The organism is bacterium (genome assembly GCA_035419245.1).
Taxonomy (GTDB): domain Bacteria; phylum Zhuqueibacterota; class Zhuqueibacteria; order Residuimicrobiales; family Residuimicrobiaceae; genus JAKPUX01.
In genome coordinates this window covers 84,943-110,317 of sequence record DAOLSP010000008.1, presented here as the reverse complement: position 1 = coordinate 110,317, position 25,375 = coordinate 84,943, and the positions used below count along the sequence as shown (strand labels likewise).

19 protein-coding genes are annotated in these 25,375 nt (G+C 60.9%); 10 read left to right on the top strand and 9 right to left on the bottom strand.

What is annotated here, in order from left to right; translation table 11 throughout:
• Positions 1-165: 165 nt before the first annotated feature.
• Positions 166-660, bottom strand: a complete 495-nt coding sequence (locus PLH32_11410; protein ID HQJ65210.1) for a hypothetical protein — start codon at positions 658-660, stop codon at positions 166-168.
• 253 nt (positions 661-913) lie between these two features.
• On the opposite strand from PLH32_11410, the gene PLH32_11405 reads away from it, so the two are divergent.
• Positions 914-3,274: a transketolase gene (locus tag PLH32_11405; GenBank protein ID HQJ65209.1), complete on the top strand. Its 2,361-nt coding sequence runs from the start codon at positions 914-916 to the stop codon at positions 3,272-3,274.
• A 74-nt stretch (positions 3,275-3,348) separates the two neighbouring features.
• On the opposite strand, the gene PLH32_11400 is transcribed toward PLH32_11405, so the two are convergent.
• From PLH32_11400 to PLH32_11390, 3 genes are read right to left on the bottom strand one after another with little or no spacing between them, the layout of a single operon-like run.
• Complete coding sequence (locus tag PLH32_11400) at positions 3,349-4,050, bottom strand: L-ribulose-5-phosphate 4-epimerase (GenBank protein ID HQJ65208.1); 702 nt, start codon at positions 4,048-4,050, stop codon at positions 3,349-3,351.
• A gap of 30 nt (positions 4,051-4,080) precedes the next feature.
• Entirely contained in the window at positions 4,081-5,736 is a 1,656-nt protein-coding gene (locus PLH32_11395) for a hypothetical protein (protein HQJ65207.1), read from the bottom strand.
• Positions 5,729-6,454 (bottom strand): ABC transporter ATP-binding protein, encoded by a 726-nt coding sequence (locus PLH32_11390; GenBank protein HQJ65206.1) that lies wholly within the window; start codon positions 6,452-6,454, stop codon positions 5,729-5,731. The genes PLH32_11395 and PLH32_11390 overlap by 8 nt, the downstream gene beginning before the upstream one ends.
• Before the next feature lie 175 nt (positions 6,455-6,629).
• Here PLH32_11390 and PLH32_11385 point away from each other — a divergent pair, with 175 nt between their 5' ends.
• The gene (locus tag PLH32_11385; protein HQJ65205.1) at positions 6,630-8,036 is read left to right on the top strand and encodes an RsmB/NOP family class I SAM-dependent RNA methyltransferase; all 1,407 of its coding nucleotides are present in this window, start codon (positions 6,630-6,632) and stop codon (positions 8,034-8,036) included.
• 22 nt (positions 8,037-8,058) lie between these two features.
• Here the strand turns inward: PLH32_11385 and PLH32_11380 are convergent, their stop codons facing one another.
• On the bottom strand, positions 8,059-9,861 hold the full coding sequence (locus PLH32_11380) for a hypothetical protein (GenBank protein HQJ65204.1): 1,803 nt from the start codon (positions 9,859-9,861) through the stop codon (positions 8,059-8,061).
• Positions 9,862-10,009: 148 nt separating this feature from the next.
• Here PLH32_11380 and nadA point away from each other — a divergent pair, with 148 nt between their 5' ends.
• Positions 10,010-11,053 (top strand): quinolinate synthase NadA, encoded by a 1,044-nt coding sequence (gene nadA, locus PLH32_11375; GenBank protein ID HQJ65203.1) that lies wholly within the window; start codon positions 10,010-10,012, stop codon positions 11,051-11,053.
• A 5-nt stretch (positions 11,054-11,058) separates the two neighbouring features.
• Positions 11,059-11,982 carry an NAD(P)-dependent oxidoreductase gene (locus tag PLH32_11370; GenBank protein ID HQJ65202.1) on the top strand — a complete coding sequence of 308 codons (924 nt, stop codon included), beginning with the start codon at positions 11,059-11,061 and terminating at the stop codon, positions 11,980-11,982.
• Here PLH32_11370 and PLH32_11365 read toward each other — a convergent pair.
• Positions 11,953-12,666 carry a glycosyltransferase family 2 protein gene (locus PLH32_11365; GenBank protein ID HQJ65201.1) on the bottom strand — a complete coding sequence of 238 codons (714 nt, stop codon included), beginning with the start codon at positions 12,664-12,666 and terminating at the stop codon, positions 11,953-11,955. The genes PLH32_11370 and PLH32_11365 overlap by 30 nt on opposite strands.
• Positions 12,667-12,886: 220 nt before the next feature.
• On the opposite strand from PLH32_11365, the gene PLH32_11360 reads away from it, so the two are divergent.
• Entirely contained in the window at positions 12,887-13,297 is a 411-nt protein-coding gene (locus PLH32_11360; GenBank protein ID HQJ65200.1) for a cytochrome c maturation protein CcmE, read from the top strand.
• A 90-nt stretch (positions 13,298-13,387) separates the two neighbouring features.
• On the opposite strand, the gene PLH32_11355 is transcribed toward PLH32_11360, so the two are convergent.
• From PLH32_11355 to PLH32_11345, 3 genes are read right to left on the bottom strand one after another with little or no spacing between them, the layout of a single operon-like run.
• A complete protein-coding gene (locus tag PLH32_11355; protein HQJ65199.1) occupies positions 13,388-13,993 on the bottom strand; it encodes a LemA family protein in 606 nt (201 codons plus the stop codon).
• A 15-nt stretch (positions 13,994-14,008) separates the two neighbouring features.
• Complete coding sequence (locus PLH32_11350) at positions 14,009-14,737, bottom strand: hypothetical protein (protein HQJ65198.1); 729 nt, start codon at positions 14,735-14,737, stop codon at positions 14,009-14,011.
• 60 nt (positions 14,738-14,797) lie between these two features.
• Positions 14,798-15,589: a TPM domain-containing protein gene (locus PLH32_11345; GenBank protein ID HQJ65197.1), complete on the bottom strand. Its 792-nt coding sequence runs from the start codon at positions 15,587-15,589 to the stop codon at positions 14,798-14,800.
• 249 nt (positions 15,590-15,838) lie between these two features.
• Here PLH32_11345 and PLH32_11340 point away from each other — a divergent pair, with 249 nt between their 5' ends.
• From PLH32_11340 to PLH32_11320, 5 genes are all read left to right on the top strand, one after another.
• Positions 15,839-18,742, top strand: a complete 2,904-nt coding sequence (locus PLH32_11340; protein HQJ65196.1) for a hypothetical protein — start codon at positions 15,839-15,841, stop codon at positions 18,740-18,742.
• Between the two features lie 369 nt (positions 18,743-19,111).
• Positions 19,112-19,753 carry a TetR/AcrR family transcriptional regulator gene (locus PLH32_11335; GenBank protein HQJ65195.1) on the top strand — a complete coding sequence of 214 codons (642 nt, stop codon included), beginning with the start codon at positions 19,112-19,114 and terminating at the stop codon, positions 19,751-19,753.
• 8 nt (positions 19,754-19,761) lie between these two features.
• Complete coding sequence (locus tag PLH32_11330) at positions 19,762-21,123, top strand: TolC family protein (protein ID HQJ65194.1); 1,362 nt, start codon at positions 19,762-19,764, stop codon at positions 21,121-21,123.
• Positions 21,124-21,160: 37 nt separating this feature from the next.
• The gene (locus tag PLH32_11325) at positions 21,161-22,228 is read left to right on the top strand and encodes an efflux RND transporter periplasmic adaptor subunit (protein ID HQJ65193.1); all 1,068 of its coding nucleotides are present in this window, start codon (positions 21,161-21,163) and stop codon (positions 22,226-22,228) included.
• A 39-nt stretch (positions 22,229-22,267) separates the two neighbouring features.
• Positions 22,268-25,351 carry an efflux RND transporter permease subunit gene (locus tag PLH32_11320; protein ID HQJ65192.1) on the top strand — a complete coding sequence of 1,028 codons (3,084 nt, stop codon included), beginning with the start codon at positions 22,268-22,270 and terminating at the stop codon, positions 25,349-25,351.
• The last annotated feature ends 24 nt before the right edge of the window (positions 25,352-25,375 follow it).

Genomic DNA, 25,375 nt, shown 5'->3' with positions numbered 1-25,375 from the left:
GCGGCGGCTGAATGCCACGCACCCGCCCCATAAGGGTTGAGAGCGGAAGGGCGAAAGTTAAGGGGCGAAAACGAGATCGTAGGACTGAAGGGGTGAGAGTGAGAGGCTGGATACCGGGCGGGTGACCGCGTGACGAGCACGCTGCCACCCGCATCAGAGTCACGCCTACCGGCCGCTGCCCCGGCCGGAGCCGGAATCACCCTGGCGATCACGATCGCGGTTCCGATCCTTGTCACGGCTGCCATCGCGATTCCGGTCGCGATCATAGTCCTGGTCGCGCTGGCCATCCCTGCCGGCACGGGCGTAGCCGTCCCGGTCGCGAAACCGCTCAGGCATCCGCACCTTATGCCAGTGGCCGGGGATCCAGTCCCATCCCTGACGGGTGCGGACCCAGCGGCCCGCCACCCACTCATGTCCGGATCTCGGCTCGATCCAGCGCCCATCGATCCAGACATAATGCCCGTGGTTCCAGTCCCAGTACCCCTCCACCCAAATACCGAAGCGGAAGGGGCTGGCAGGGCGGACGGCAATCACCCGGGGTGCAGGCGGTGCGATCCGGATATGGCGATGATAACGGCCATGGGCTTGCGCGCTGTCGACGGCGCCGGCCAGCAGAAAAATCGTCAGAGCCGAAATGATCATGAAAGTGAAGCGTTTCATACGAACCTCCTGTTCGGTTAAGCAGGGCCGGCCTTGAGGGCTGGTCCATCACCTTCTCTGACCCGGTTTTTGCAAGCGGGATGCCAAATTTCAGAAACAGCAGGCCGTTTATTTTAATCTATTTATTAATAATATATTATGTATTTTTTGTCATGAAGGAGCAGCTGCAAGAGTGTACCCTGAGGTACATCCGTTGTACCTCCGGGTGCACCGGCGAGGGCCCTGTTGACGATTTCGCAGGAAGGGAGAGACGATGACCATACCGGCCCTAGACGATCGGGAAGCGTTGCAGGAGCATTTTCCCTACTGGGAACTGCTGCGGGAGATGGTGGATCAGTGCATCGATTTCAGTCTCAACCTGCGCCAGAGCGGCCACCCGGGAGGCTCCCGCTCCAAGGCCCACATCCTGCTCGCCCTGATGCTTGGCGGGATAATGCGCTGGGATATCCGCAGGCCGCTGCAACCGCTGGCGGACCGCTTCATCCTCGCGGCCGGACACGCCAATCCCCTGGTCTACTCCGCCCTGGCCGTGTTGAATGAAGCGCTGCGCCGGCGTGAGCGCCGCGGCGGCGGGGGAAAATACTGGCGGCCGGAGGATACGGCACGGCAGTTGATCTTGGAAGACCTGCTCCTGCTGCGACGGCGCAGCGGACTGCCCGGCCATGCCGAGATGGCGGGCAAGACTTTGTTTTTAAAGCACAATACTGGACCCTCCGGCCATGGCGCTGCTGCCGCAGCGGGCCAGGCCCTCGCCCTGAAACTGGCCGGCTGCAGCGGCGTGAAGGTTTTCGTCCTCGACGGCGAGGGCGGACTCACCCCTGGTATAGTCCATGAAACGATGAATTCGGCTTACGGACTGGGTCTGGACAATCTGTACTTTCTCATCGACTGGAACGATTTCGGCATCGATGCTTTTCCGGTCAGCCGGGTCGTGCACGGCGGGCCGGCGGAGTGGTTCGCCGCCCATGGCTGGCGGGTTCTCGGTACCGGGGAGGGGATGAACTGGGAGACGGTCAGCAGCACCCTGCAGGATCTGGCCGCGGACCGGTCGCCCTTGCGCCCCAAGGCAGCCTGGTTCAGGACTCGCAAGGGGCGCGGGTACGGGATTTACGATGCGGCCTCGCACGGCACGCCGCATCCGATGAACAGCCCGGCCTTCTGGGAGGGCAGGCGGGCCTTCATGGAAAAGTACGGGATCTCTTTCATCGGATTCGAAGCGCCCGCGCCCACCGATGCCGTCGAGCAGCGCGAGCAGACGCGGCAGAACCTGGAGAAGGTGCTGTCGCTCTTCGATTTGCAGCCGGAATTGGTTGACTATACGGCGGAGCGGCTGTGTGAGATAGCCGCGAGGGTGCCGGAACGCGCCGCTGGGGTGGGCGGGGGCGAGAGGGGGGGAGTCCGGTCGAAGCGCGCGGTCGGGGCGGACGGGAGCGAGAGGGGGGGTGGCAGGGATCCCGGCAGCGATCCCGATCTGATCGACTTTACCCGTTATCCCGCCGCGCTTTTTCTGCCGCCCGGCACCCGCGCCGCCAACCGTCAGGGGCTGGCGGCTTTTGGCGCCTATGTCAACGCGCTGTGCCAATCCCGTTATGGCCGTCCACTCTTCATCGCCCTTTCAGCCGACCTGGCCGAGTCGACCAACATCGCCGGCTTCGCCCGGGACTGGCAGGATTTGCCGGGCTGCGGGCTCTATGACCGCGAAACCAATCCCCGAGGCGCCCTCCTGCCCCAGGAGATCACCGAACTGGCCAACGCCGGCATCTGCACCGGCCTCGCGGCGGTCAACCTGTCAAGCGATCCCACCGCCCGTTTTGAGGGCTTTTACGCGGCCTGCTCCACATACGGCGCCTTCAGCTATCTCAAATATGGCCCCCTCCGCCTTTTCAGCCAGATGGTCCAGGACGCCCCGGTGCGGATGGGCAAAATCCTCTGGATCGCCGGCCATTCCGGCCCGGAGACGGCCGACGATTCGCGCACCCATTTCGGCATCTTTGCACCGGGGGTCACGCAGCTCTTCCCGTCCGGTCAGATCATCAACCTGCACCCCTGGGAGCACAATGAAGTCCCGGTCCTGCTTTCGGCCGCCCTGATGAGCGATGTCCCGATTATCGCCCTGCACCTGACGCGCCCGGCCATCGACATTCCGGATCGCGAGGCCCTGGGGTTGCCCGTAGCCGCCGCAGCAGCCCGCGGCGCCTATCTGCTGCGGCCTTACGATCCCGGTCTGCCGAAGATGGGAACGATTTTTGTTCAAGGCACGATGACCACGGTGAACCTGCTCGAACTCCTGCCCGATCTGCAGAGGCGCCGGCTCAACATCCAGCTGGTGGCAGCGGTCAGCCATGAGCTGTTCATGCGTCAGGATGAGGCCTTCCGGAGAGAGATGGTGAGCGAAGAGGAGTGGGAACGATCGACGGTGATCAGCGACGGGGCGCGCGTTACCATGCAGCCGTGGCTGGCGAACCGGCGCGCAGCGCGCTTGGCGATGACCCCGGATTGGGATGACCGCTGGCGAACCGGCGGCACCATCGCGGAAATCATGGAGGAGGCCCATTTGTCGCCGGAGTGGCTGCTGCACGGGATCGAGCGATTCATCGAGGCCGTGCGGGGGTGATATGGAGCCTCTCCCCATAGGAGCGCACCGGCACATCGGCCTCCGGCGGTGAGAGCCGCCTGCACTTCGGCCGGCTATTTCCTGGACTGCCCGTAATAGGCTTGCGGCCCGTGCTTGCGCTGATAATGTTTGTCGATCAAGGCTTGCGGTAGACGCGGGGTTTGTGGATTGATCTGCAGGGTGAGATAGGCCATTCGGGCCAACTCCTCGAGGATGACGCTGTTCTGCACCGCCTTTTCCGGTGTCGCCCCCCAGGTAAAGGGGCCATGGCCAGCCACCAGCACCATCTCGATTTCCTGAGGTGAAAGGGCTGCAAAGGCAGCGGTGATCTGATGCCCGGTCGCGGTTTCATAATCGCCGGCGATCGCCGCGGCACTCATGAATTCCGTGCATGGAATGTCGAGGTGGAGCGAGTCGGCATGGGTGGTGCCGAGCAGGGGAATCGGCTGCGCCGCCTGCGCCCAAGCGACAGCGAAGGTGGAATGGGTATGGGCGATACCGCCGATCCCGGGAAAAGCCTCGTAGAGGACGAGATGAGTTCTGGTATCTGAGGATGGGCGCAGCCGCCCGTCAACCACTTTACCCTGCAGATCGACCACCACGATATCCGTCGGCTTCAAAGCCTCGTACGGGACGCCGCTCGGCTTGATCGCCACGACACCCGCCTCACGGTCGATGGCGCTGACGTTGCCAAAGGTAAAAATGACGATGCCGTGACGGGGCAGCTCCATATTGGCCGCAAAGACCCGCTCCTTAAGCTGTTCATAGTCGCTCATACGCCACTCCCATTCACAGATCCGTTCACGTCATGCCTGAATCGCCGACATCCAGCCGGCACTTTTTTTCTGCAATACCAGATACAGTCCGATATCGACCAAGGTGAGCAGCGCCGCGAGACCCGCAACCAGGCTCCAGCCGAGCCCACCGTGCTTCAGAGCCATCCAGATGCAGGCGGCACCGAGCAAGCCGCTGAAGAGCATGAGCAGCATGATGTTCATATTCTGTTTGACCGCGCGATATTCATTGTCCCAGACCAGTTTGGGAAAATGAATATCCAGGATCAGCCCTGCAAGCACGGGCAGGGCGAGGGCCGGCAGCGCAATCAACAGCCCGGCGCCAAGGAGCGGCAGTGAAAGATGGTAACGGATGGCCAGCACCCCCAGCAGCACCGTCAGGCCGGCGAAGGGGAGCACGAAGGCGATCGCCAGCTTGGCCTGGACCTGGACTCTGAAGGGAACCGGCAGGTATTTGCTGACGAAGAACTGGCTGCCCTCCCGCGAGATGCCGGAAGCGCTGGCACCGCTCGAGCCAGCAATGAACAGGCTCGCGCCGAGCAGGAGCAGGAGCAGCGTGCTGGCCGGCAAGCCGCCGCCGAGCATCTGGCCCATCTTTTCGATTTCCTGTGAATCGCCGCTGCCTCCGATGAAGAGCAGCATCACCGGCCAAAGGAAATTGATGAGCACGCAGTTCATGAAGAAAGCCGGCGTGCGCACCAGCAGCCGCAACTCCTTGAGGATCAGGGCTTTGACCGGCTGGCTGGACCGGGTGGCCTTGGCCAGTTCCCCTCCGGTCAAAGCACGGCGTGCGGCAAAGCTCTCTGAGCCGCCGACCGCGCCGCGGAAGTACAGCACACCGCCCGCAGCCAGCATCAGCAAAGCAAAGAGAGCCGAGAGCAGCAGAAAAGCGAGCAAATAGAGCCATCCCGCGGCCGGCCCGCTTTGCATCAAGCCGTAGACAGCGAATTTAACCCCGGGGAAAAGCCACAAGCCCAGATCGATCAGGCTATTCCGGCCCTCCTGAAGCATCCGGACGATATCTTCCGGTTTGGTATGGATCATTGCTTTTTGCATGAGAAACTGCAGACCGAGAGCGGCTATCAAGCCCAATCCGCCGGCCCAGATGCGGAAGCGGTCCTTGTGCCGGGCAACCGAAGAGTAGCTCATCAGCAGCATGGCTAGAAGGGAAGCCAACACCAGCGGGATGACCGGCAGGGTCAAGAAAACGACCAGGGCGATCAGATAATAGCCGGCTCCGGCGCCGCTCTTGATCCCGAACACCACCAGCAGCGGGGCGAGGATGAGCAGCTGCGTCAGATATTCATAAAGGAGCGTGACGGTGAATTTGGCTCCGAGGATTTGTCCGGGTTTGAGGGGCAGCGGCAGGAGGAACTCGACATCCTGCGCAAAGTAATAGGTCGTGATGACATAAAAAATGCCGAAAAAAAAGATCAGCAGGCCGGTCAGGGCGCAGCCGAATGCGAGGATCATGCCCTGCTGGCCGATCCCGGCCAATGGCGCATAAAGCTGACCAACGAGCATGACGATCGCGGCGATCAGCGGCATCAGCCCGGCCGCAATCAGCACCACCAGCGCCGCTGTCTTGCTGCGGGAAAACCGGCCGCTGGCCAATGGCGCATAGCTGCTTTTCAGCAGGATCCGCGTCAGCGAGAGGAATCTATTCATCGTCGGTCATCTCCAGAAACATCTTTTCGAGCGATTCGTTCGCCTTGAAGTGGTCGCGCATCCCGGCAATCGTCCCGTCGAAAAGCAATTTGCCCTTGTGGATGATGGCCACCCGATCGCAGAGCCGCTCGGCGACATCCAGCACATGGGTGGAGAAAAAAACCGTCTTGCCCTGGCCCGCTTCCTGGCGCAGGATCTCTTTGAGGAGAAAGGAAGATTTGGGATCGAGACCGGTGAGCGGCTCATCGAGCACCCAGACCGCCGGATCGTGCAACAGCGCCCCGATGAGGACGATTTTTTGGCGCATGCCGTGGGAATAGCTCTGGATCTTGTTGCCGAGTACCTCCCCCATCTCGAATTGGCCGACATAGGTCGCAATACGCTGCTTGCGCTCTGCGGCAGCGACATGATAGAGATCGGCCATGAAGCGGAGATACTCGAGGCCGGTGAGGCGGAGAAACATATCCGGGCTGTCGGGGATGAAGCCGATCTGCTCCTTGACCCGGATGGTCTCACGGCGCAGGTCGAGGTCATTGACCCGGATCTCCCCGCTGTCGGGATTGAGGATGCCGGTGAGCATTTTAAGCGTGGTGGTCTTGCCGGCGCCGTTGGGGCCGAGAAAACCGACGATCTGGCCGGGCGGAATGGTGAGGGTGAGGTCATCGACCGCCTTGACCCGGCCGTTGTAGGATTTGTGGAGATGGACCAGTTCGATCATGGGAGTGCTCCTTGGGATAGCATGCGGACACAATATATTAAAAATCCGGATCAAACGCACGAAGAATCCGCTCCCGGCTGCATCGCACTTTCCATCTGCCGCAGCCCGATCGCGGGACTTGATTCCGTCCGCAGGTTTGGTTATATTGGGCAGAACCAGGCCAGGGGCATAAAAGATGAAAACACGAACCCTCTTAGAACTGACCCGCTATTTACAGCAGCTGCTCGGCGACGATTATGCCGCCTTTGCCGAGGCGCCGATGGAGCCCCCCGCCCTGCGCATCAACACCCTTAAAAGCGAGCGGACGACACTGCTCCGCCACTTCGAGCGCTGGGGGGTGAGCGCCCGGCCGCATCCGGTCAATCCCGACGGCCTGGTTCTCGAGGAGGATCGGCTGCCGCTCAGCCACACCCTTGCCTTTTTCGCGGGGGCCTTTGCCTATCAGGGGCTCTCCTCGCAACTGCCGGTCCTGGCCCTCGATCCCCGGCCAGGGGAGCGTGTTCTGGATCTCTGCGCAGCGCCGGGCTCGAAATCGACCCAGATCGCCGCCCTGATGCAAAACCGCGGCCAACTCCTCCTCAACGACAGCTCCGGTCGCCGCCTGCAACCGCTCATGGCCAACCTCTTCAGCGCGGGTGTCCTCAATAGCTGCCTGCTCAATCTGCCGGGGCAGAGCCTGGGCCGCCATTTTCCCGAACAATTCGACCGCGTCCTCGTCGACGCCCCCTGCTCCGCCCTCTCCAACCTGCCTACTCGGGCTTTCCAGTCACAGTGGTCTCCGACCTTTCTCGAAAAGATCTCGGGGATTCAGGAACAGCTGCTGATTTCCGGGATCAAAACGGCCCGAATCGGCGGCGTCATCGTCTACTCCACCTGTTCGATCTGCCCCGAGGAGGATGAGCGGGTCCTGGAGCGTATTCTCTCCCGCTATCCGGTCGAGCTCGAAACCATCCCTTTCTCCAGCGCTCCCTGCTGCCGGCCGCCACTCACGGCCTATCAGGGTCACACCTTCCCTGCCGCGCTGCAGCGTGCCGTGCGCATCCATCCCTGGCCTCTCCCCTTCGAGGGCTTCTTCATCGCCCGGCTGCGCAAAACCGGCCCCCTCCCTATCCGACCGGTGACCGAAACCATGCCCTGGGTGGATTCACTCACGGCGGGCGATCCCGCGATCGCGCCGCTGCTCGATCATCTCGAAACCCTGTGGGGCCTGCCTGTGGAGGCCCTGCACGCCGGCCGCTTCCTGCGCACGCAGCACCGACTCTGGATCCTGGCGCCGGAATGGGAGCGCTTGCCGCAGCGCACCCTGATGATGGCCGGTTTGCCGCTCGCTCATCAGAAGACCAACTTCTGGCGGCTGACCACGCCGGCCATCCAGCGGTTCAGCGACCAGGCACTGCAGCCCGTCATCGAATTCAGCGATACGGAGCTCAAAGAACTCTTCCGCGAAGGGCGCCTACCGGCGCCAGCCGGTCCGCTGCGGTACCACATTTTGCAGGTGGGGGGGCGCAACCTGGCGGCTGTCGCCCAATCGGAGGGATTTTACCGGATCCATCTGCCGCACCGCTTCACCCTGGTGCTGTAGACTCGGGCCGAGGATGGATGGTTTATTGGAGACGCAGCAGGAGATCGTCCCAGCTGCTGCGCCCCTGCAGTTTTCCGCCGGCGCTGCTGAGGACAACCGCCAGCGTTTCGGCGGCAACCGGAGCCTGAGCAACGGTCCGGACCAGCTGCCAGCCGTTTTTCTTTCCCGGCCCGAGGCTCTCCTTTTCGAGCAAAAGTTTGCCAGCGCCGTCATAAAACTGCAACCTCAACCGCTGCGGATTGCCGGATTCGAAACGGCACCACGCCTGCAACTCGTAGGTCTCACCGCCAGCGCAGGGGATGCTCTGACGGAGTGCCGCGGTCTGGTCTCTGCCCGCAGCGTGATCCTCCAACTGGAGGCAATAGTCTCCGAGCTTCGCCCCGGTCGAAGAGCGGATCACAGAGGTTCCTTCGGGGAGCACCGCTGTCCATTGCGACGGCAACTGCGCCGCCGCCGATCCCTGCCAGACCTCGAACGAGAGGTTAGCGAGCGGGGCGAGCTGCCGTATCGCGGCGCCGGTGTTCAACCAGACGCCGCATTCGTTTTCCCCAAGACCGAGCTGCGCTCCGTTGGGCAACTGCAGACTCTGGTCATCGGTGGAGGTATTGACCACGAAGTAATAGAGGGATCCGCCATGCTTCGGGTTGCGGCTGAAGCAACGCCACTGGACGGCGCCCGCATACCGGCTGCTCACGGCGGTAAAATTCTCGAGAACATCGCGATAGAGGACCACCTCCTTGACCAGATCAAACATCCGGTCCCAATAGATCTGCGCCTGGCTGCTCCGGGCCACGACACTCTGATCGTTGTAAAAAAGGATGCCGGTGGCGCCATGGACAAGGGCTGAAAAGATTTGGGCCCGGACGGTGGTGTACATGCTCGCCGGGCTGCTGTAGCGATACGGCTCGGCGGAAACCCAGGGCCAGACGGGCTTGTAACCTGCAGCCTCCTGAATGGCCGTAACCGCCTCCCCGAGCAGAGAGGGCCTGCGGTTGGTGGCATCGTAGGAATTGATGCCAAGGATATCTGCGACCGGTGCATAGGTGCGCGCCGTGACGCGAACATTTTCGTCCACGCTGGCATAGCTGTACTTGAGGCTGGCAAAGTAGGCCGCCGATCCCTTATCGGGTGCGCGCAGGGGATATTTTTTTTCATAAAGCAATTTGCTGCCGGTGACCGGTCCGAGATCGATATAGGCCAGGGTACCCTTGCGGCGCTGATCGTAAAACCGCTTGAGCAGCGAATCGGTGAAGGCCCAGTGATGGTCGGTGGCATAGCCGGCATCGGGTTCATCCATCAGATAATAGATCATGCTGCGTTTGGGTCCGCCGGGCGGATTGACCTCACGGTAGATGGTCTCCATCGCCCGCCGGGCTGCAGCGGGGGCAACCCGTTTGTGCGCGACGCGCTGTTCGCTGGGCTGAAAGATCCCGTCCCGGTTGACGTCGATGATGCATCCGGGTTCGGTCTGCAAGCGCCAGGGCAGATCGCCGGCGAGGAAGAGGCCGTTGTCATGCCGCACGTAATCGAGCCGCGTAAAGATGCCGTCGGGATAGAGGTGTTTCGGATCGTCGATATCGCGGATCGTGATCCAGAGGGTGTTAAAGATCTCGCGCAGACTGGAGAAGGTCGATTCATCGACGGGCTTGACCTTGATCCCGTCCACCCGGGTGCCGATGGCGAAGAATCGCCGGCCGTCGCGCAGGAGATAGCCGGCAGGGGCTCCGGAGTGGACGGTGAGGGTCTGCGCCCCGCCGGCAGTGGTCAGGCTCCAGACCAGACCGGAGAGCGCAAGGCTGAAACATCTCTTCTTGATGAAGTGCATCGCGATGCTCCATTTCACGCTGGGACGCGTAGCGGCGTCGCAGCAGCCCTTGTTTTTATCCCAAGAAATGGTTAAGTTTCACCCAGTAAAACACGCCCCTGTCAGGCGATGTTCCTGTAAATCCGGTCTTCCTGGTTGGAGAGGTCTGATGATGAATGCTTCACCTGAATTCGAACACCTGTATGCCAAACTGAAAAATGTCATCCCCGTTGCCGAGATCCGCTACAAGGCGGAGCTGGCGGAGGAGATCAACCGGCTCAAGAGGGAGCGCCATGCGGTTATCCTCGGGCATAACTATATGGAACCCGCCCTTTATCATTCCGTGCCGGATTTTCGCGGGGACTCCCTGGAACTGAGCCGCCGGGCTGCCGAAGTCGAGGCCGACATCATCATTTTTTGCGGCGTCCGTTTCATGGCGGAGACGGCCAAGATCCTCAATCCCGGAAAGACGGTGCTCATCCCTTCACCCAAAGCGGGCTGCTCCCTGGCCGAAAGCATTACAGCCGAGGATGTCCGCCAACTGCGGCAACTCTACCCTGGGGTGCCGGTGGTCACCTATATCAACACCTATGCCGACGTCAAGGCTGAAACCGATATCTGCTGCACCTCGGGCAATGCGGTCAAGGTGGTGGAGTCGCTCAAGTCGGATAAGGTGATCTTTCTGCCCGATCAGTATCTGGCCGGCAATGTCGCTCGCGAGACCGGCAAGACGATCGTCTTCCCGGTCAAGAGTCCAGCCGGCCTGGTCCGGCCCGAGCCCGGTCTTGAATATGCAATGATCGGCTGGGAGGGCCGCTGTGAGGTTCACGACAAATTCACCGTCGAGGATATCGAAAACATTCGCGCCCAGTTCCCCGACGTGGTCATCCTGGCTCATCCGGAATGCCGGCCCGAGGTGACCGCGGCTGCCGACTTTTCCGGCAGCACCTCTGCGATGATCCGCTATGTGCGCGAGACCAAGGCGCCGCGCTATCTGCTGTTGACCGAGTGCAGCATGGGCGACAACATTGCGGCCGAAAATCCCGACCGTGAGCTGCTAAGGCTCTGCAGCGTGCGCTGTCCGCACATGGCCGAAATCACTCTTGAGGATACCCTGGAATCCCTGCGGCAGACGCGCTATGTGGTCGAAGTGCCCGAGGAGATCCGTATGCGCGCCTTGCAGGCGGTGACCCGCATGCTGGAAATCGGCTGAGGCCGATGGCAACGCAAAGCCATATCCTGATCCTCGGCGCCGGCGGCTTTATCGGCAGCGCCTGCGCCCGTGCGGTTCTGGAATCGGGTGATCGCCTCACGTGCCTGGCACATCGCACACCCCTCGCCAGCGAGCTCTCCGGCGCCCGCACAGTTCCCGGCAGCTTGCCGACCTTTCCCTGGCGCAGCCTCGAAGCGGATCCTCCGACCATCATCCTTCATCTGGCCCGTCTCTCCGCGCCGGGGAGGTCCGGCCGCCGCATCGCGGCATGGCGCAGCGCACGGGCCAACCGGCGGCTTCTCAGCTGGCTGGAAGGTCAGGCGCATCCCCCGCTGCTGGTGCTGGTGGCCGGTACCCTCGCCTATGGGCCCTCCGCCGATGCCGAGGTATATGAAGAGCACCCGCTGAATCCCGTGGGATTTGCCCGCCAGTATGCGCGGGGCGAGGCGCCGGTGCTCGCAGCACTGCAGGCGGGTCGGCTTCCGGTTCAGATCATGCGGCCGGCCTGGGTTTACGGCCCGCGCTCCTGGCTGAAAAGCTTTTATCTAGATCCCATGCGGCGGGAGGGTTTCGTCCCGCTCTACGGCTCCGGCGAGAACTGGATGTCGCTGATCCATGTGGAGGATGCCGCAAGATGGATCCTGCGGCTGGCACAAACGGCGCCAACCGGGACGACCTTCAACCTGGTCAGCGGTGCGCCGATGCGCCAGACGGAACTGGCGGAACGGCTCAGCCGGATCAGCGGTCTGCCGGTGCGGCGGCGTACCCCCGCTGATCTTGCCATTCGGGATTCAGCCCTCTGGGAATCACTCACCTTCTCACAACGCACCGCCACCCGTCACGCCGCGCGCTACCACGAGATCGGTTGCGATCACCCGGACCCCGGCCTCGCTCTGGAATCACTCTGGCGCGCCCTGCGCACGGCCTGACTTGCGCAGGGTGCAGATGCTGTCCGGCAGCCCCGTATGGTAAATATAGGTCGGAAAATCGACCCGCTCGATGGTATACCGCTCGCTAAGACGCGCGATCAGCTCCGATTCAGCCGAATAGTCCTGAAGTCGGAAACCGCCGCTCTCGAGAAAAAGGCGCTTGCGCCCGAAAAGCGTCGACCCGATGATGCATTGGGAGAGATGGATCAATGCACCGGGATGGAAGGCATCCTCCACCCAATGGCTCTCTTCGGGGCCGCACAACTCCACCCCGCCGTGCACCAGATCCACTTCAGGGCGGGCGCGCACATACTCGATACGCAGCCGGAGATGATCCGGCCGATATTCATCATCGGCGTCCAGAAAGGTCACCCACTCGCTGAGGGCGGCATGGATGCCGATATTGCGCGTGGCGGAAAGCCTGCGGTTGCGGTGTCTGAGGTAGCGCCAATTCGGGTGCATCTCCTGGAGGGCCGGCATCCACGCCTCGAGCCCGTCGCTGCTGCCGTCATCGACGATCAGCAGCTCATAATCCGTAAAGGTCTGCGCCTCGACCGAGGCGAGCGCGCGTTCCAGAAGATGCCGGCGATTATTAACGGGCAGGATGATAGAAACCGCTGGGTGCATCAGGATTTCAAGATCGGGCTGTATGGCGCCGCCCGGGTCATGGTTTTCGCCAGCCATGAGGGACTCCGTTTGGGTTCCCTCCAATTTAGGCAATTTGCGCACAATTGCAAGCGGAAAGCGCCAGGCCGGGCGGGAGCCGCCTTGCCCGTCAAATGGCGTGAGGCATCAGGTGAGAGCCGGATCTTGCGGCGTATCCTGGCCCTTTCGCACCTTGACTGGAATCATGAAATTGCGTACATTGAACGAACTTCATCGGGATCCAGCAGCAGGAGAAGAGATGAAACCTAAAATACTCATCGGCGTTAGCGTGATTATCGCGGCGTTGATCTATCTCATGGTCACCAGCTTCAAGGAGAGTTCGGTCTACTACCTGACCGTCTCCGAAATCCGGGAAAAAGCCGCAACCATCAAGGGCGAGGGTTTACGGGTGAGCGGCTATGTGGATCCCGCCTCCATCCGTTGGGATGCTCAAAAAATCGAGGTCCGCTTTACGATGATCGAGGGGCCGGACAGCCTGCACGTCTATTACAAGGGGGTGATGCCGGACCAGCTGGCGGATGCGCAGGGGGTGCTGGCCGAGGGCAAGATGCTCGCGGACGGCACGTTCGCCGCGACCCGGCTCATGCTCAAATGCCCCTCCAAATATGAAGCCCGCCTCGAGGAAGATAAAACGGCGCGCACCCGGTAGCGCGTCCTCGATAAACTGAAAAAGCCGGTGCAGGATACCTGCACCGGCTTTTTTAAAACCGGAATCGGGCGGCCTTGCGGCGCCGGCGCATTATTTCTTGAGGCCGCTGAAATCAACGGTCGGCGCTGTCTTGGCCTCGACCGGAGCCTCGAAGTAAGGTTTTTGTGGGAAGCCGAGGAGATTTGCGATGAGAACCGTCGGGAATTTGCGCACAGACTGATTGTAAACGCGCACTTCATCGTTGTAGCGCTTGCGCTCGACCGCGATGCGGTTTTCGGTTCCCGCCAGTTCATCCTGGAGGCGGATGAAATTCTCATTGGCCTTCAGTTCGGGGTATCTTTCGACGACGACCATAAGGCGGCCAAGGGCGCTGGTCAGGCCGTTCTGGGCTTCCATGTACTGCTGGAGCTGCGCCGGATTCATGTCCCCGGCATTGATCTGGGTGCTGGTCGCCTTGGCGCGGGCATTGATCACCGCCTCGAGGGTCGAACGTTCAAAATTGGCATAACCCTCGACGGTCTTGACGAGATTGGGGATCAGGTCCATTCGACGCTGCAGCTGGTTCTGGACCTGCGCCCAGGCGTTTTTAACCCCCTCGTCGAGGCCGACAAGCCGGTTATACGGGGTGAAGATCAGGAAGCCGATGACGGCCAGGATCGCGACGACGATCAGGATGGTTTTTAATGCTTTCGACATGTGCTCCTCCCTTTACTATTCCATTTGGTCTATAATCCGTGCCAACTTGTTGATTTCTTCAACATAAGCTGCTGCAATATGGTTCAATTCGACATGGGATAACTTGCTCTTCCTGTCGCCGGCCTGAAGCAACTGCTGAAAGAGGTCCACATCCAGTCCGTAGACTTCGGCGGTTCGCAGGATGGTCGCACCCGCCTCCGCTGGAATTTCAGCCCCCTTGAGGACGAGCAACGCCTTGAAGAGAACGGCAAAGGCAGCCAGGGTCAAGTTGAAGAACTGCTGGATCCGGTGCCTTTTGCCCAGCGTGGCGAGATACTCTGCGCGGAGGTGCAGCAGTTTGCCCTTGATCTGCTCTTCGCATTGCAGCCGCAAATGGGCGTGTGCAATCTGCAGGGGTTCGAGCACATCTTCACCATAGAGGGTGGTGTGGCGGCGCTGCATGTGGAGAAATTCGATGGGAAAGCTGTCCAGTGAAGCCTCGATGTACTGCCGCGTCATGAAAACCGGCAGGGTACGGAGGCGCTTGTGCCATTTTTCGACCAAGGGAAAGGCCGCATTCAGTCCGGTGATAGCCACCTCGGAGAGGACAATGAGGAAATTGATGTCCGATTTTTTCGGCTGCCATGCGCCGCCGGCCGCGCTGCCATAGAGGATTACGGCGACGAGTTCCTCGCCAAAGATCGTTTTAACCTCTTCAGTGAATTCTCCGGCGATCACCATGGGTGATTCGGGATGCTTCGCCATCTTCTTCTCCTATGCTCCTGGATAACGGGCAGGTTCGTGTGCCTGCCGGAATAGCCCCAGCTAATAGCCGCCACCGGCGCCACCACCGCCGCTCGAGCCGCCGCCAAAGCCCCCGAAACCGCCGCCGCCACCACCGCCAAAACCGCCGCCCCAGCCTCCTCCGCCCCAGCCACCGCTGCCCCAATCGCTGCCCCAGCCGCCGCGCCGGCTCGAACCCCAGCCGCCGCCTGATCCCCAGCCCGTGCCGCGGGAAGTCCCCATCAGGATCATGGCAATGATGAAAAGGACAAAAAGGGCGACAATCCAGTCCTCCCCGTCCAGGGATGATCCGGACACACGCTGCGGCATGATGGTCTGATTATCGAAGGTCAGGCCATACTCCTCACCGACCATGCCGGCGAAAGCTTGGGTTGCTTCGAGGAACCCCTCGCCAAAATTCCCTTGCTGGAAATTGGGCACCATATAGCGGCGGTAGACATCGCCGGCGCGGGCGTCGTTGATGAACCCCTCCACCCCATAGCCGGTTTCGATCCAGATCTTGCGAATATCCGTGACATTGAAAATCAGAAGTCCCTTGTCTTCGCCCTTTTTACCGATGCCCCACGCCGAGTAGAGTTCGTTGGCATAGGTCTGATAATCGGCTTCCCCGATGGTGGGCATGGTGCAGATCACGATAGCCACCCCGGCTTTATTCCAGACCTCTATAGCCAGCGCTTCGATCTGCGCTTCCACCGCGTCGGGGATGACCTCGGCGAAATCATTGACCGCACCCCGCCGCGGAGGAAAAGTGTCCGTTGCAGGCAGCAAGGCCGGTAACAGCGTCATCAGTATAAGTAGAGCAATCTTGCGCATGGGGGACGATTCCGGGACGATTCGATTTTGATTAAAGTACATCATTTCTAAGGGAAATGCAAGGAAATTGCGAGGTGGCGGCGGGGATCTCCATCTGCCGAAACGGAAGGAATTGGACGAAACTTTTCGCAAAAAATCCCGATTGCGCGTACATAACAGCAGATCAGATACCGTACGGTTTTCACAGGCAGCACCCGGATCGACTTCGTAGAGAGGCCGTTCACGATCAGCAGAGGAGGTAGAAGGGAGATGAGATATCCGGCCTTTGATTTCGCAGCAGTTGTGCTATGGATCGCCACAGGTTTGGGGGCAGCAGGCGGCTCTGCTTGGGCGCAACCGGCCGTTCTCCAGCCCCTCTCCAAGGTCTTGCGCGCAGATGGGACGATCGATCTCAGCAGCACTCCTTCAGGCGTCCTGGATCCCTCCGGCTTTACCATGTCGGTCGATAGCCAGGGGCGGCCCCGCTTCACCCCGGCACGCACCGTGCAACCCTCCACCCCCGAAGCGATCGAGAAATGGAGCTCCGAGTACGCCTTCTCCGGCGCCGACAACATCGTCACCGCGCTGGCCGTTCGCGACGGCGTGCTCTATGTCGGCGGCTATTTCAGCGCCATTGGCCCCATCATGGCCAACCGCATTGCCAAATGGGACGGCGCCTCCTGGTCCGCGCTCGGATCGGGTGTTGATGGCAACGTGCACGCCATCCTGGTAACGGAGACCGGGGTTTTCATCGGCGGCGATTTTATCTACGCCGGCAATATCTTTTGCCAGCGTATCGCCCAATGGGACGGAGCGCGCTGGAACCCCCTCGGGGAAGGCTTTAACGGCAAGGTGCGCGCCCTGAGCTATTTCAACGGCGCCCTCTACGCCGGCGGCGAATTCACCGCAAGCGGTCCTATCGCCCTCAACCGCATCGCCCAGTGGAACGGCAGCAGCTGGAGCGCCGTCGGCGCCGGCTGCAACGGTCCGGTCCTCGCCTTCGCCGCCAGCAGCACCGATCTCTATGTCGGTGGTGATTTCACCTTCATCGGCAGCACCCCGGTCAACCGCGTCGGCCGCTGGACCGGCGCCGCCTGGTTCACCCTGGCTGCCGGGACCGATGCCACCGTCCGCGCCCTCGCCTGGCATAACGGCGCTCTCTACGCCGGCGGCGACTTTACGACCGCCGGGACCGTCTCCGCCAATTATATTGCGCGCTGGAACGGCGCTGCCTGGATCGCCCTCGGCAGCGGAGCTGACCAGCGCGTCACCGCCCTCGCCACCGACGGCCTCTCCCTCTACGCCGGCGGCCACTTTTACACGATAGGCGGCATCGCCGCCCTGCGTCTGGCCAAATGGGACGGCAGCACCTGGCGCGCTCTTGGCAACGGCGTCAACAGCTTTGTCTACGCCCTCGCCTGCAGCGGCAGCCGTCTGCACGTGGGCGGAGACTTTAGCACAGCAGGGATGGTCACCGCCAACCACATCGCCACCTGGGATGGCGAATTTTTCAGGTCGCTCTACTCCGGAAAGGGTTTTAACGGCCCGGTCTACGCCATCCTGAGAGATGGAGCAATGACCTATATCGCCGGCTCGTTCACACAAGGCGGCGGCATCAGCGCCAGCAGTATTATTTGTTACAACGGCACCACCTGGAGCCCGCTCGGGAAAGGCATCAACGGCACCGTCTATGCCCTGGCCAAGCAGGGGAGCGATCTTTTCGCCGGCGGCCGTTTCAACAGCGCCAGCGGAATCGCTGCCAGCAATATCGCCCGCTGGAGCGGGACGGCCTGGTCCGCTGTCGGCACAGGTCTTTCGAACGGCTCACCCGGGACCGGCACCGTCTATGCACTTGCAAGCAACGGCATCGACTCGTTAGTGGCCGGCGGCGAATTCAACACCGCGGGTGGCGTGCCCGCCTATCGCGTTGCTCTTTGGAACGGCGGATCCTGGAAGCCGATCGGACTCGGCATGGACAACACGGTCTATGCCCTGACCTATGAGAGTTTCATGTTCTACGCCGGCGGGAAATTCCGCAACACCCAGGGCGGCGGCTACTATCTCAACTACGCGGCCATGTGGTCCGGCGACCGCCAGGCCTGGTTCCCCATGGTCACCGGCCTCGACAGCACCGTCTACGTCATGCGGCCGGGCCTGGCCGGAGTGGTCTACGTCGGCGGCAATTTCACTAAGGCGGGTACCCTGCCCGCGCGGCGCCTCGCCCGCTGGGCGGGTTCGATCTGGGACCCCGTCAGCAGCGGTGCCAATGGCCCGGTCCGGGCCATCGATGTGATCGGCGATAACATCTACATCGGCGGCGATTTCATGGAGGCGGGGGGGCTACCGGCACGACGGTTTGCCATCTTTCACGCTGGCACCAACAGCTGGAGCGCTCCCGGCAACGGCCTCGACAGCACCGTTTACGCTCTCGGCGGCGGTGACCTCTTCCTCGGCGGGGCGTTCACCAAGGCGGGCAGCAAACCCTCCTTCCGCTTCGCCCAGTGGCTCGAGAACAGCTACGTCTATCTCCAGGCGAAGATCTTCCTCCAGGGCCCCTATGATCCCGTCAGCGGCCTGATGTCGACAGCCCTGAACACCGCGAATCAGATTCCGCTGGTCTCCCCCTATCCCGACCATCGCATGCTCACCTCCATACCGGCCAATATCACCGACTGGGTGCAGGTCGAGCTACGCGATGCCGGTTTCGGATTCGTAACCGCCAAAAGCGTGCTGCTGAACAAGAATGGTGCCCTGGTCGATGACGACGGCATCAACACCCAAATCATCATGGAGGGGGTACCGGACGGCAATTATCATATCGTCATCCGCCATCGTAATCATATCGCCGTCATGAGTGCCACCCCGATAGCCCTGAGCTCCGGCCCGGCGGCCATGTACGATTTCACGACCGCCGAGAGCCAATCCTGGACCTTAGGACCGGGCGGCCGCGCCTGCGTAGAGCTCAAGCCCAACATCTGGGGCCTCTGGGCCGGCGACATCAACCAGGACGGCATCATCACCACGCGCGATTATGTGATCTGGCACAGCGCCAACCTGAACAGCGAATCGGGATACCGCGTCAGCGACATCGATCTCAACGGTTCGGTGGCCGCCAGCGATTATACCCTATGGGACAACAACGCCCGGCTCGATCCGCACCGCCAGACGCCGTGATCGGCCCCTCGGCCGAGCACCAGGAATTCCCCTTGCGGCGTCCCTCCGGCAGCACCGTTGGGACGCCGCTTATTCTTTCTACTCGACCCCGCAATGCACATGATCCATCGCAGCCAAGTATCTCGCCTAAGGGAATCCGCCGAGAGCGGCAGCCCGATACGCCGCAGCGGCCTCGATTATGGTGAACGCATGCGAACCCCATCTGCAACCCGACCGCTTATGACCGTACCCCCTTCCCCTGTCTAAAATCCGCTACCGTCTCTTTTCCTGCAAATAGTTCTTGCATTTTGCTCTACAAGTGAGTAAATTATGACTTATTATTCACCAAATGACCAAGCAGTCATATAACTAACCAACGGGTTCTGTATAATGTCCCATCCCCCCCTTTGCCGCAAGGCACGGGAAAAACTGGCGCGGCAGCAGGATATTTTCGCCGCCGCCCGTGAGCTTTTCCTCCGTCAGGGCTATCACGAGACCACCCTGGAGGAGATTGCACGCCACGCCGAGTTCGGCAAGGGCACGATCTACAATTACTTTTCCTCCAAGGAGGATCTCTTCCTCGCCATCTGTGATCAGCTGGTCGGCGAGCTGGAAGCCATCGCCCGCAGAACCCTCATCGAGAGCGAGGGTGAGGGCCGCCGGCGCCTGACGACCTATGCCGGCGCGATGATCCGCTATTCGCGCGACAACGCCGAGCTGATCGCCCTGGTCATGCACCGGATCCATCAGATCAGCCAGGAAAAGAGAAAACCCTATCTGGCCCGTTACACTTCGGTCATGAAGAGAATCTGGCAAGCCATCAGCCACAGTTTCCAGGAGGAGCAGCAACAATGCGGTGCCTGCCGCTATGATCCGCTGGCGCTGGCCATCCTGTTTGAGGGGATGGTGCGCACCTATACCATGACTCGCTTCGGCCCGCTGCATTCCATGCCCAGGGATGAGGTTGAGGAGGCGGCCGATATGATTACCACGATTTTTTTTGACGGAATCGGAAAACCCAACCAAGGATAAATCGAGCAATGTCCAGATTTCGCGTAACATCCCTTCTCGTTCTCGCTGTTTTCTTGTGGCGCGGTCAATCCGTTCAGGCCGAGTCCCTGTCGGCCACCCGGGACACGCTAGCGCTGAGCATGGAGCAAGCGATTGCCATGGCCCTGCATCAGAACCGCGATCTGATGATCGCCGGCGAGGAGCGCGTCAAGGCCAACGCCCAAGTGGGCGAGGCCAGGTCGGGGGCCTTTCCCCAGCTCACTGCGTCCGGGCAGTATATGCGGTATATCAAAAAGCAGGTGATGTTTCTGCCGCCCGGCAACGCCATCAATCCGACCAACAAGACCCTGCTCTTCGAAATCGGCTCCAACAACGCCTACTCCGGCGCGGTGCAGCTCTCCCAGGCCCTCTTCAGCCGCAAGGTGGGGGTTGCCCTGCAGATCGCTAAAACCTACCGCGAACTGGCGAAGGAATCATACAGTGCCGCCCAGCAGGCGGTCATCCGCGACACCCGCAAAGCCTGGTATCAGATCCTGCTGGCCAAAAAGCTGGTGGAGGCCAATCGTCAAGGACTGGAGGTCATCCAGGCCAACTACAATAATGTGCAGGCGCAGTATCGCGTCGGCGCCGCGGCCGAGTACGACCTGTTGCGTGCCGAGGTACAGCTGGCCAACACCGAGCCGTTGGTGATTTCCGCGGAAAATAGCTATCAGCTGGCGGTCAATGCGCTTAAGAATCTCCTGGCAATCCCCCTCGACCAGCCTGTGGCCATCGAAGGCGATCTGACCTATGAAGAGCTGCCCGAGGATGTTGCACAACAGGCCGAAGCGCAGGCCCTGGCGGTCAATCCGGCCATCAAGCAACTGGCCTTGCAGGAGCAGATGCTTGATAAAAACATCTCCATAGAGAAGGCGGGCAATTTCCCCACCCTCTATGCCGTCGGCAGCTATGTCTGGCAGTCGCAGGATAATACCTTCAAGTTTGGCAATTACAACTGGGCCAACACGGTTAATGCCGGGGTTTCGCTCTCCTATCCCCTCTTCGACGGTTTCCGCACACGGAATCGGGTGCAACAGGCCAAAGTGGACCGCAACAAGGTGCGCTACACCCGCCTCAAGATGGAGGAGGGGCTCAAGGTACAGATCCAGGCCAGCGCGTTGCGCATGACCGAAGCCCGCAAGCGTATGAGCGGTCAGGAGAAGAACATCGAGCAGGCGCAGAAAGCGGTGCGCATCGCCCAGACCCGCTTCAAGAGCGGTGTCGGCACACAGCTGGAGCTGCTCGACGCCCAGGTGGCGATGACCCGTAGTCAAACCAATTACGCCCAGGCGCTTTATGATTATCTGGTCAGCAAGACCGAGTGGGAGTTTGCAACCGGGACCAGCCGTTGATCCCTTCATTCACAGGATATCAAGTGGAGTATAAACGATGAAAAGCACATTTGTTTTAAAACGTGGATGGATCCTTGTTTCGGCCTTTTCGGCTCTGGCGCTCCTGGGGGGGTGCAGCAAGACGGAACAGCAGGCTACAGCGAAGCCCGCGAACAGCAGCGCCGAGATCGTTCCGGTGGAGACCGTCCGGGTCAAACGCGAGGCGTTGGCAGTGAACAAGAGCTATACGGGCACGCTCGAAGGCGAGGCCCAGGCCAATATCGTCGCCAAGATTTCGGAGCGAGTCACGGCCGTCTACAGCAGCGTCGGGCAGTCGGTGCAAAAGGGCCAGACCGTCATCGTGCTCGATAAAAGCGGCACCACATCCCAGTATTTTCAGGCCGAGGCGAACTATAAAAATGCCGAGAAGAACCTGGAGCGGATGAAGGTGCTGCTGGCGGAGGGGGCGATTTCGCAGCAGCTGCTCGACGGCACCCAGACCGCCTTTGATGTCGCCAAAGCCAATTTCGAGGCGGCGCGCAGCGCGGTCGAGTTGGTCTCCCCCATCTCCGGGGTGATCACCGCCCTCAATGTCAACCTCGGCGATCTCTCGCAGCCGGGTGCGGTGCTGGCGACCGTCGCCGATATCCGCCGCATGAAGGTCATCTTCAACATCAATGAGGCGGATGTCATGCAGATCGCTCCGGGCCAGAGCGTCGAAATCTGGTCCGAGGGTGGGTTGGAGGGACGAGTCCAGGGCAAGATCGTGCAGATTTCGCGCTCGGCCGATGTGCGCTCGCGCTCCTTCGAGGTCAAGGCGCTATTCCCCAACACCGCGAATCAGTGGTACCGCCCCGGGATGTTTTGCAAGGTGGCGGTGACGATCTCGCCGCGCAGCAACGCCCTGGTCGTCCCTGCCACCGCGATTCTCAGCGATGGTCTGACCAGCAAGGTATACAAGGTGGTCGGCGGCCGCGCCATTCCGCAGCCCGTCCTCACCGGCATTTCGGATGGATTTTGGGTGGAGATCCTTCAAGGCTTGCAGGATCAGGAAATGGTAGTGACCACCGGAGCCACCAATCTGCGTGACAGCAGCCTGGTGAGCATCGCCCCTGCAGCCAACTGACATCATCGCCGCTGCTGAATAATAGGAGTATACCTTTTCATGAAATTAGCCGATGTTTCGATAGATCGCCCGGTTTTTGCAACGATGATGATCCTTGCGCTACTGGTGCTGGGCCTCTTTTCGTATATGAAATTGAATATCGATCAGTTCCCGGATGTCGATTTTCCCTATGTTACCGCCACCACCGTCCTGGCGGGAGCGGGGCCGGAACAGATTGAAACCGATGTCACAAAAAAAATCGAGGACGCCGTCAACACCATCGGCGGGCTCGAGCATATCCAGTCGATCTCCCAGGAGAATGTCTCGATCGTCATCATCCAGTTCAAGCTGGAAGTAGATGGCAAGCAGGCAGCCCAGGAGGTGCGGGAAAAGATCGCGGCCATCCGCGCCGATCTGCCCGACGATATTGAAGATCCGGTGATCCAGCGCCTCGATCCGGCGAGCACGCCGATCTACACCCTGGCCCTGTCGGGGAGCATGGGCGATAAGGAGCTCACCACCTTTGCCAAGGATGTCGTCAAGAAACGTCTCGAAAACGTGCCCGGAGTCGGCCGCGTCGATTTGGTCGGCGGGGCTGAGCGTGAGATCGAAATCCAGGTGGATGCCGCCCGGCTGCAGGCTTATAACCTCTCGATTCAGGAGGTGGTGCAGGCCATCGCCGCGGCCAATGTCGAGGTGCCCGCAGGCAATCTGATCCAGGGCGAACGTCAGATCCTGCTGCGTACGATGGGCAAGTACACCGCGGTCGCCGATTTTGACAAGGTCATCGTCGCCTCGCCCAACGGCAAGCCGGTGTACCTCTCTGAGATTGCCACGGTAGTCGATGGCGTCAAGGAGCGCACCAGCCTCTCGCGCGTCGACGGCAAGCCCGCAGTGGTCCTCAGCATCCTCAAGCAGTCGGGGAGCAATACTGTACGGGTAGCGGACAGCATCACCCGCCAAGTTACGGAGATCAGGAAAGAGCTGCCGCCCCAGGTGCAGCTCGTCACCGTGCGCGACAACAGCACCTTCATCCGCGATTCGGTGCGTGATGTGCTCTTTGACATCCTCTATGGCGGTCTATTGGCCGTGATCGTGGTTTATCTCTTTCTGGCCAATCATCGGCCGACCCTGATCAGCGCCATCGCGCTGCCGACCTCGATCGTCGCCAGCTTTATCATCATGTACGCGCTTGATTTCACCCTCAATACGCTGACTCTGCTCGCCCTGTCTTTGGCGGTAGGTTTGCTAATCGATGATGCCATCGTCGTCATCGAGAATATCTACCGTCACCTGATGAAAGGCGAGAAGCCCATGGAGGCGGCGCGCAAGGCCACCGGCGAAATCGGCCTAGCGGTCATGGCCACCACCTTCACCATCGTGGCGGTCTTTATCCCGGTGGCCTTTATGCCCGGTATCGCCGGCCGCTTCTTCTACCAGTTCGGAATCACGGTCTCGGCGGCCGTGCTGGTCTCGCTCTTTGTCGCTTTCACGCTGACACCGATGCTCTCCTCGCGCTGGCTGCGGGAGGAGGATGAGGAGCTGACCAACGAGGGCTCGCTGCTGCGCCGGGGCCTCTACTGGTTCAACCACTTCTTCGAGATCCTGAGCATACAATACAAAAAGGCGATCGAATGGTCCCTGCATCACCGCAAGACCCTGGTCTTCGGCGCCATGGCGACCTTTTTCGTCAGCCTCTTTCTCATCCGCTTCCTCGCCACGGCCTTCATGCCCAGCTTCGACATGAGTCAGCTGACCGTCACTGTCGATGCGGCGCCTGGCAGTTCGCTGGAGCAGACCGGCCGGATTTGCACCAGGATCGAGGAGACCCTACACCAGCGTCCCGAGGTGACGATGGTGCTGACCACCATCGGCTCGGGCAACGATCCAGTGACCAAGGGGACAGTATTTGCCAAGCTGGTCAGCAAGAAGGAACGTGAAAAGGGCGTTGAAGCCATCCTCGGCGAACTGCGCAGTGAGCTTCAGTCCATCCCCGGCGCCAACATCGGTTTTACCATCCAGCAGGGCATGGGCGGCTCGCAAAAACCGATGATCATGAGCGTGCGCGGAGATGATCTGAATGTCCTGAAAAAACTGGCCGACCGAGTCGAGGGGATCGTACGCGCGACGCCCGGCGCGGTTGACGTGCAAAACAGCCTCGAGACCTTCAAGCCGGAAGTGCGCATCCGTATTGACCGCGAGCGGGCCTCGGATCTCGGGGCCAATGCCGCCCTGATCGCCACCACGGCACGCGCCATGGTCGACGGCTATGTCGCCAGCACCTTCCAGGAGGGGGACGAGCAGTTCGATGTGCGTGTCCGTCTCAAAAAGGAGGACCGTTCTTCACTGGAGGACGTAGGAGATCTATTGGTCAAGAGCGGCAAGGATATAGGCAACGGCCAGCGGCTGATGGTGCCGATCCGCGATGTCGCCAGGATCCAGCAGGGCTCGGGTCCCTCCAAGATCAACCGCTTCGACCGGCAGCGTGAGATCCGCGTTGAGGCGAATACCTATGACAAAACCCTAGGGCAGGTCATGGGGGGCATCCTGCAGCAAACCCGCAAGATGGAGGTGCCGCCCGGGTATGCCATCGGCGTGGTCGGCATGGGGCAGATGCAGACCGAGACCTTTGCTAACATGCTCATGGCTCTGGCCCTGGCGATCATCTTTGTCTACATCGTTCTGGCGGCACAGTTCGAGAGCTTTATTCATCCCTTCTCGATCATGCTAGCGTTGCCGATGTCGTTGATCGGTGCGGTCTTGGCCCTGCTGGCCTGGGGCAGTTCGATGTCGATGATGTCGATGATCGGTATCATCATGCTCATGGGGCTGGTGACCAAAAACGGCATTTTGCTGGTGGACTATGCCAATCAGCTGCGCCGTCAGGGCGTGGCGCGCACTCAGGCACTCATTCAGGCGGGCGCCATCCGGCTGCGACCGATCCTAATGACCACCTTCGCCATGATCTTCGGCATGATCCCAGTGGCCTTCGCCCTCGGCGAGGGCAGCGAGTTCCGCGCGCCCATGGGACAGGCGGTGATCGGCGGCTTGATCACCTCCACTCTACTCACTCTTTTCATCGTGCCGGTGGTTTATTCGATTCTGGACGACCTCGGCACCCGGAAGCAGCGCAAAGAAAAGTAGCCCGCCCATTTCCTGTAAAAAAAG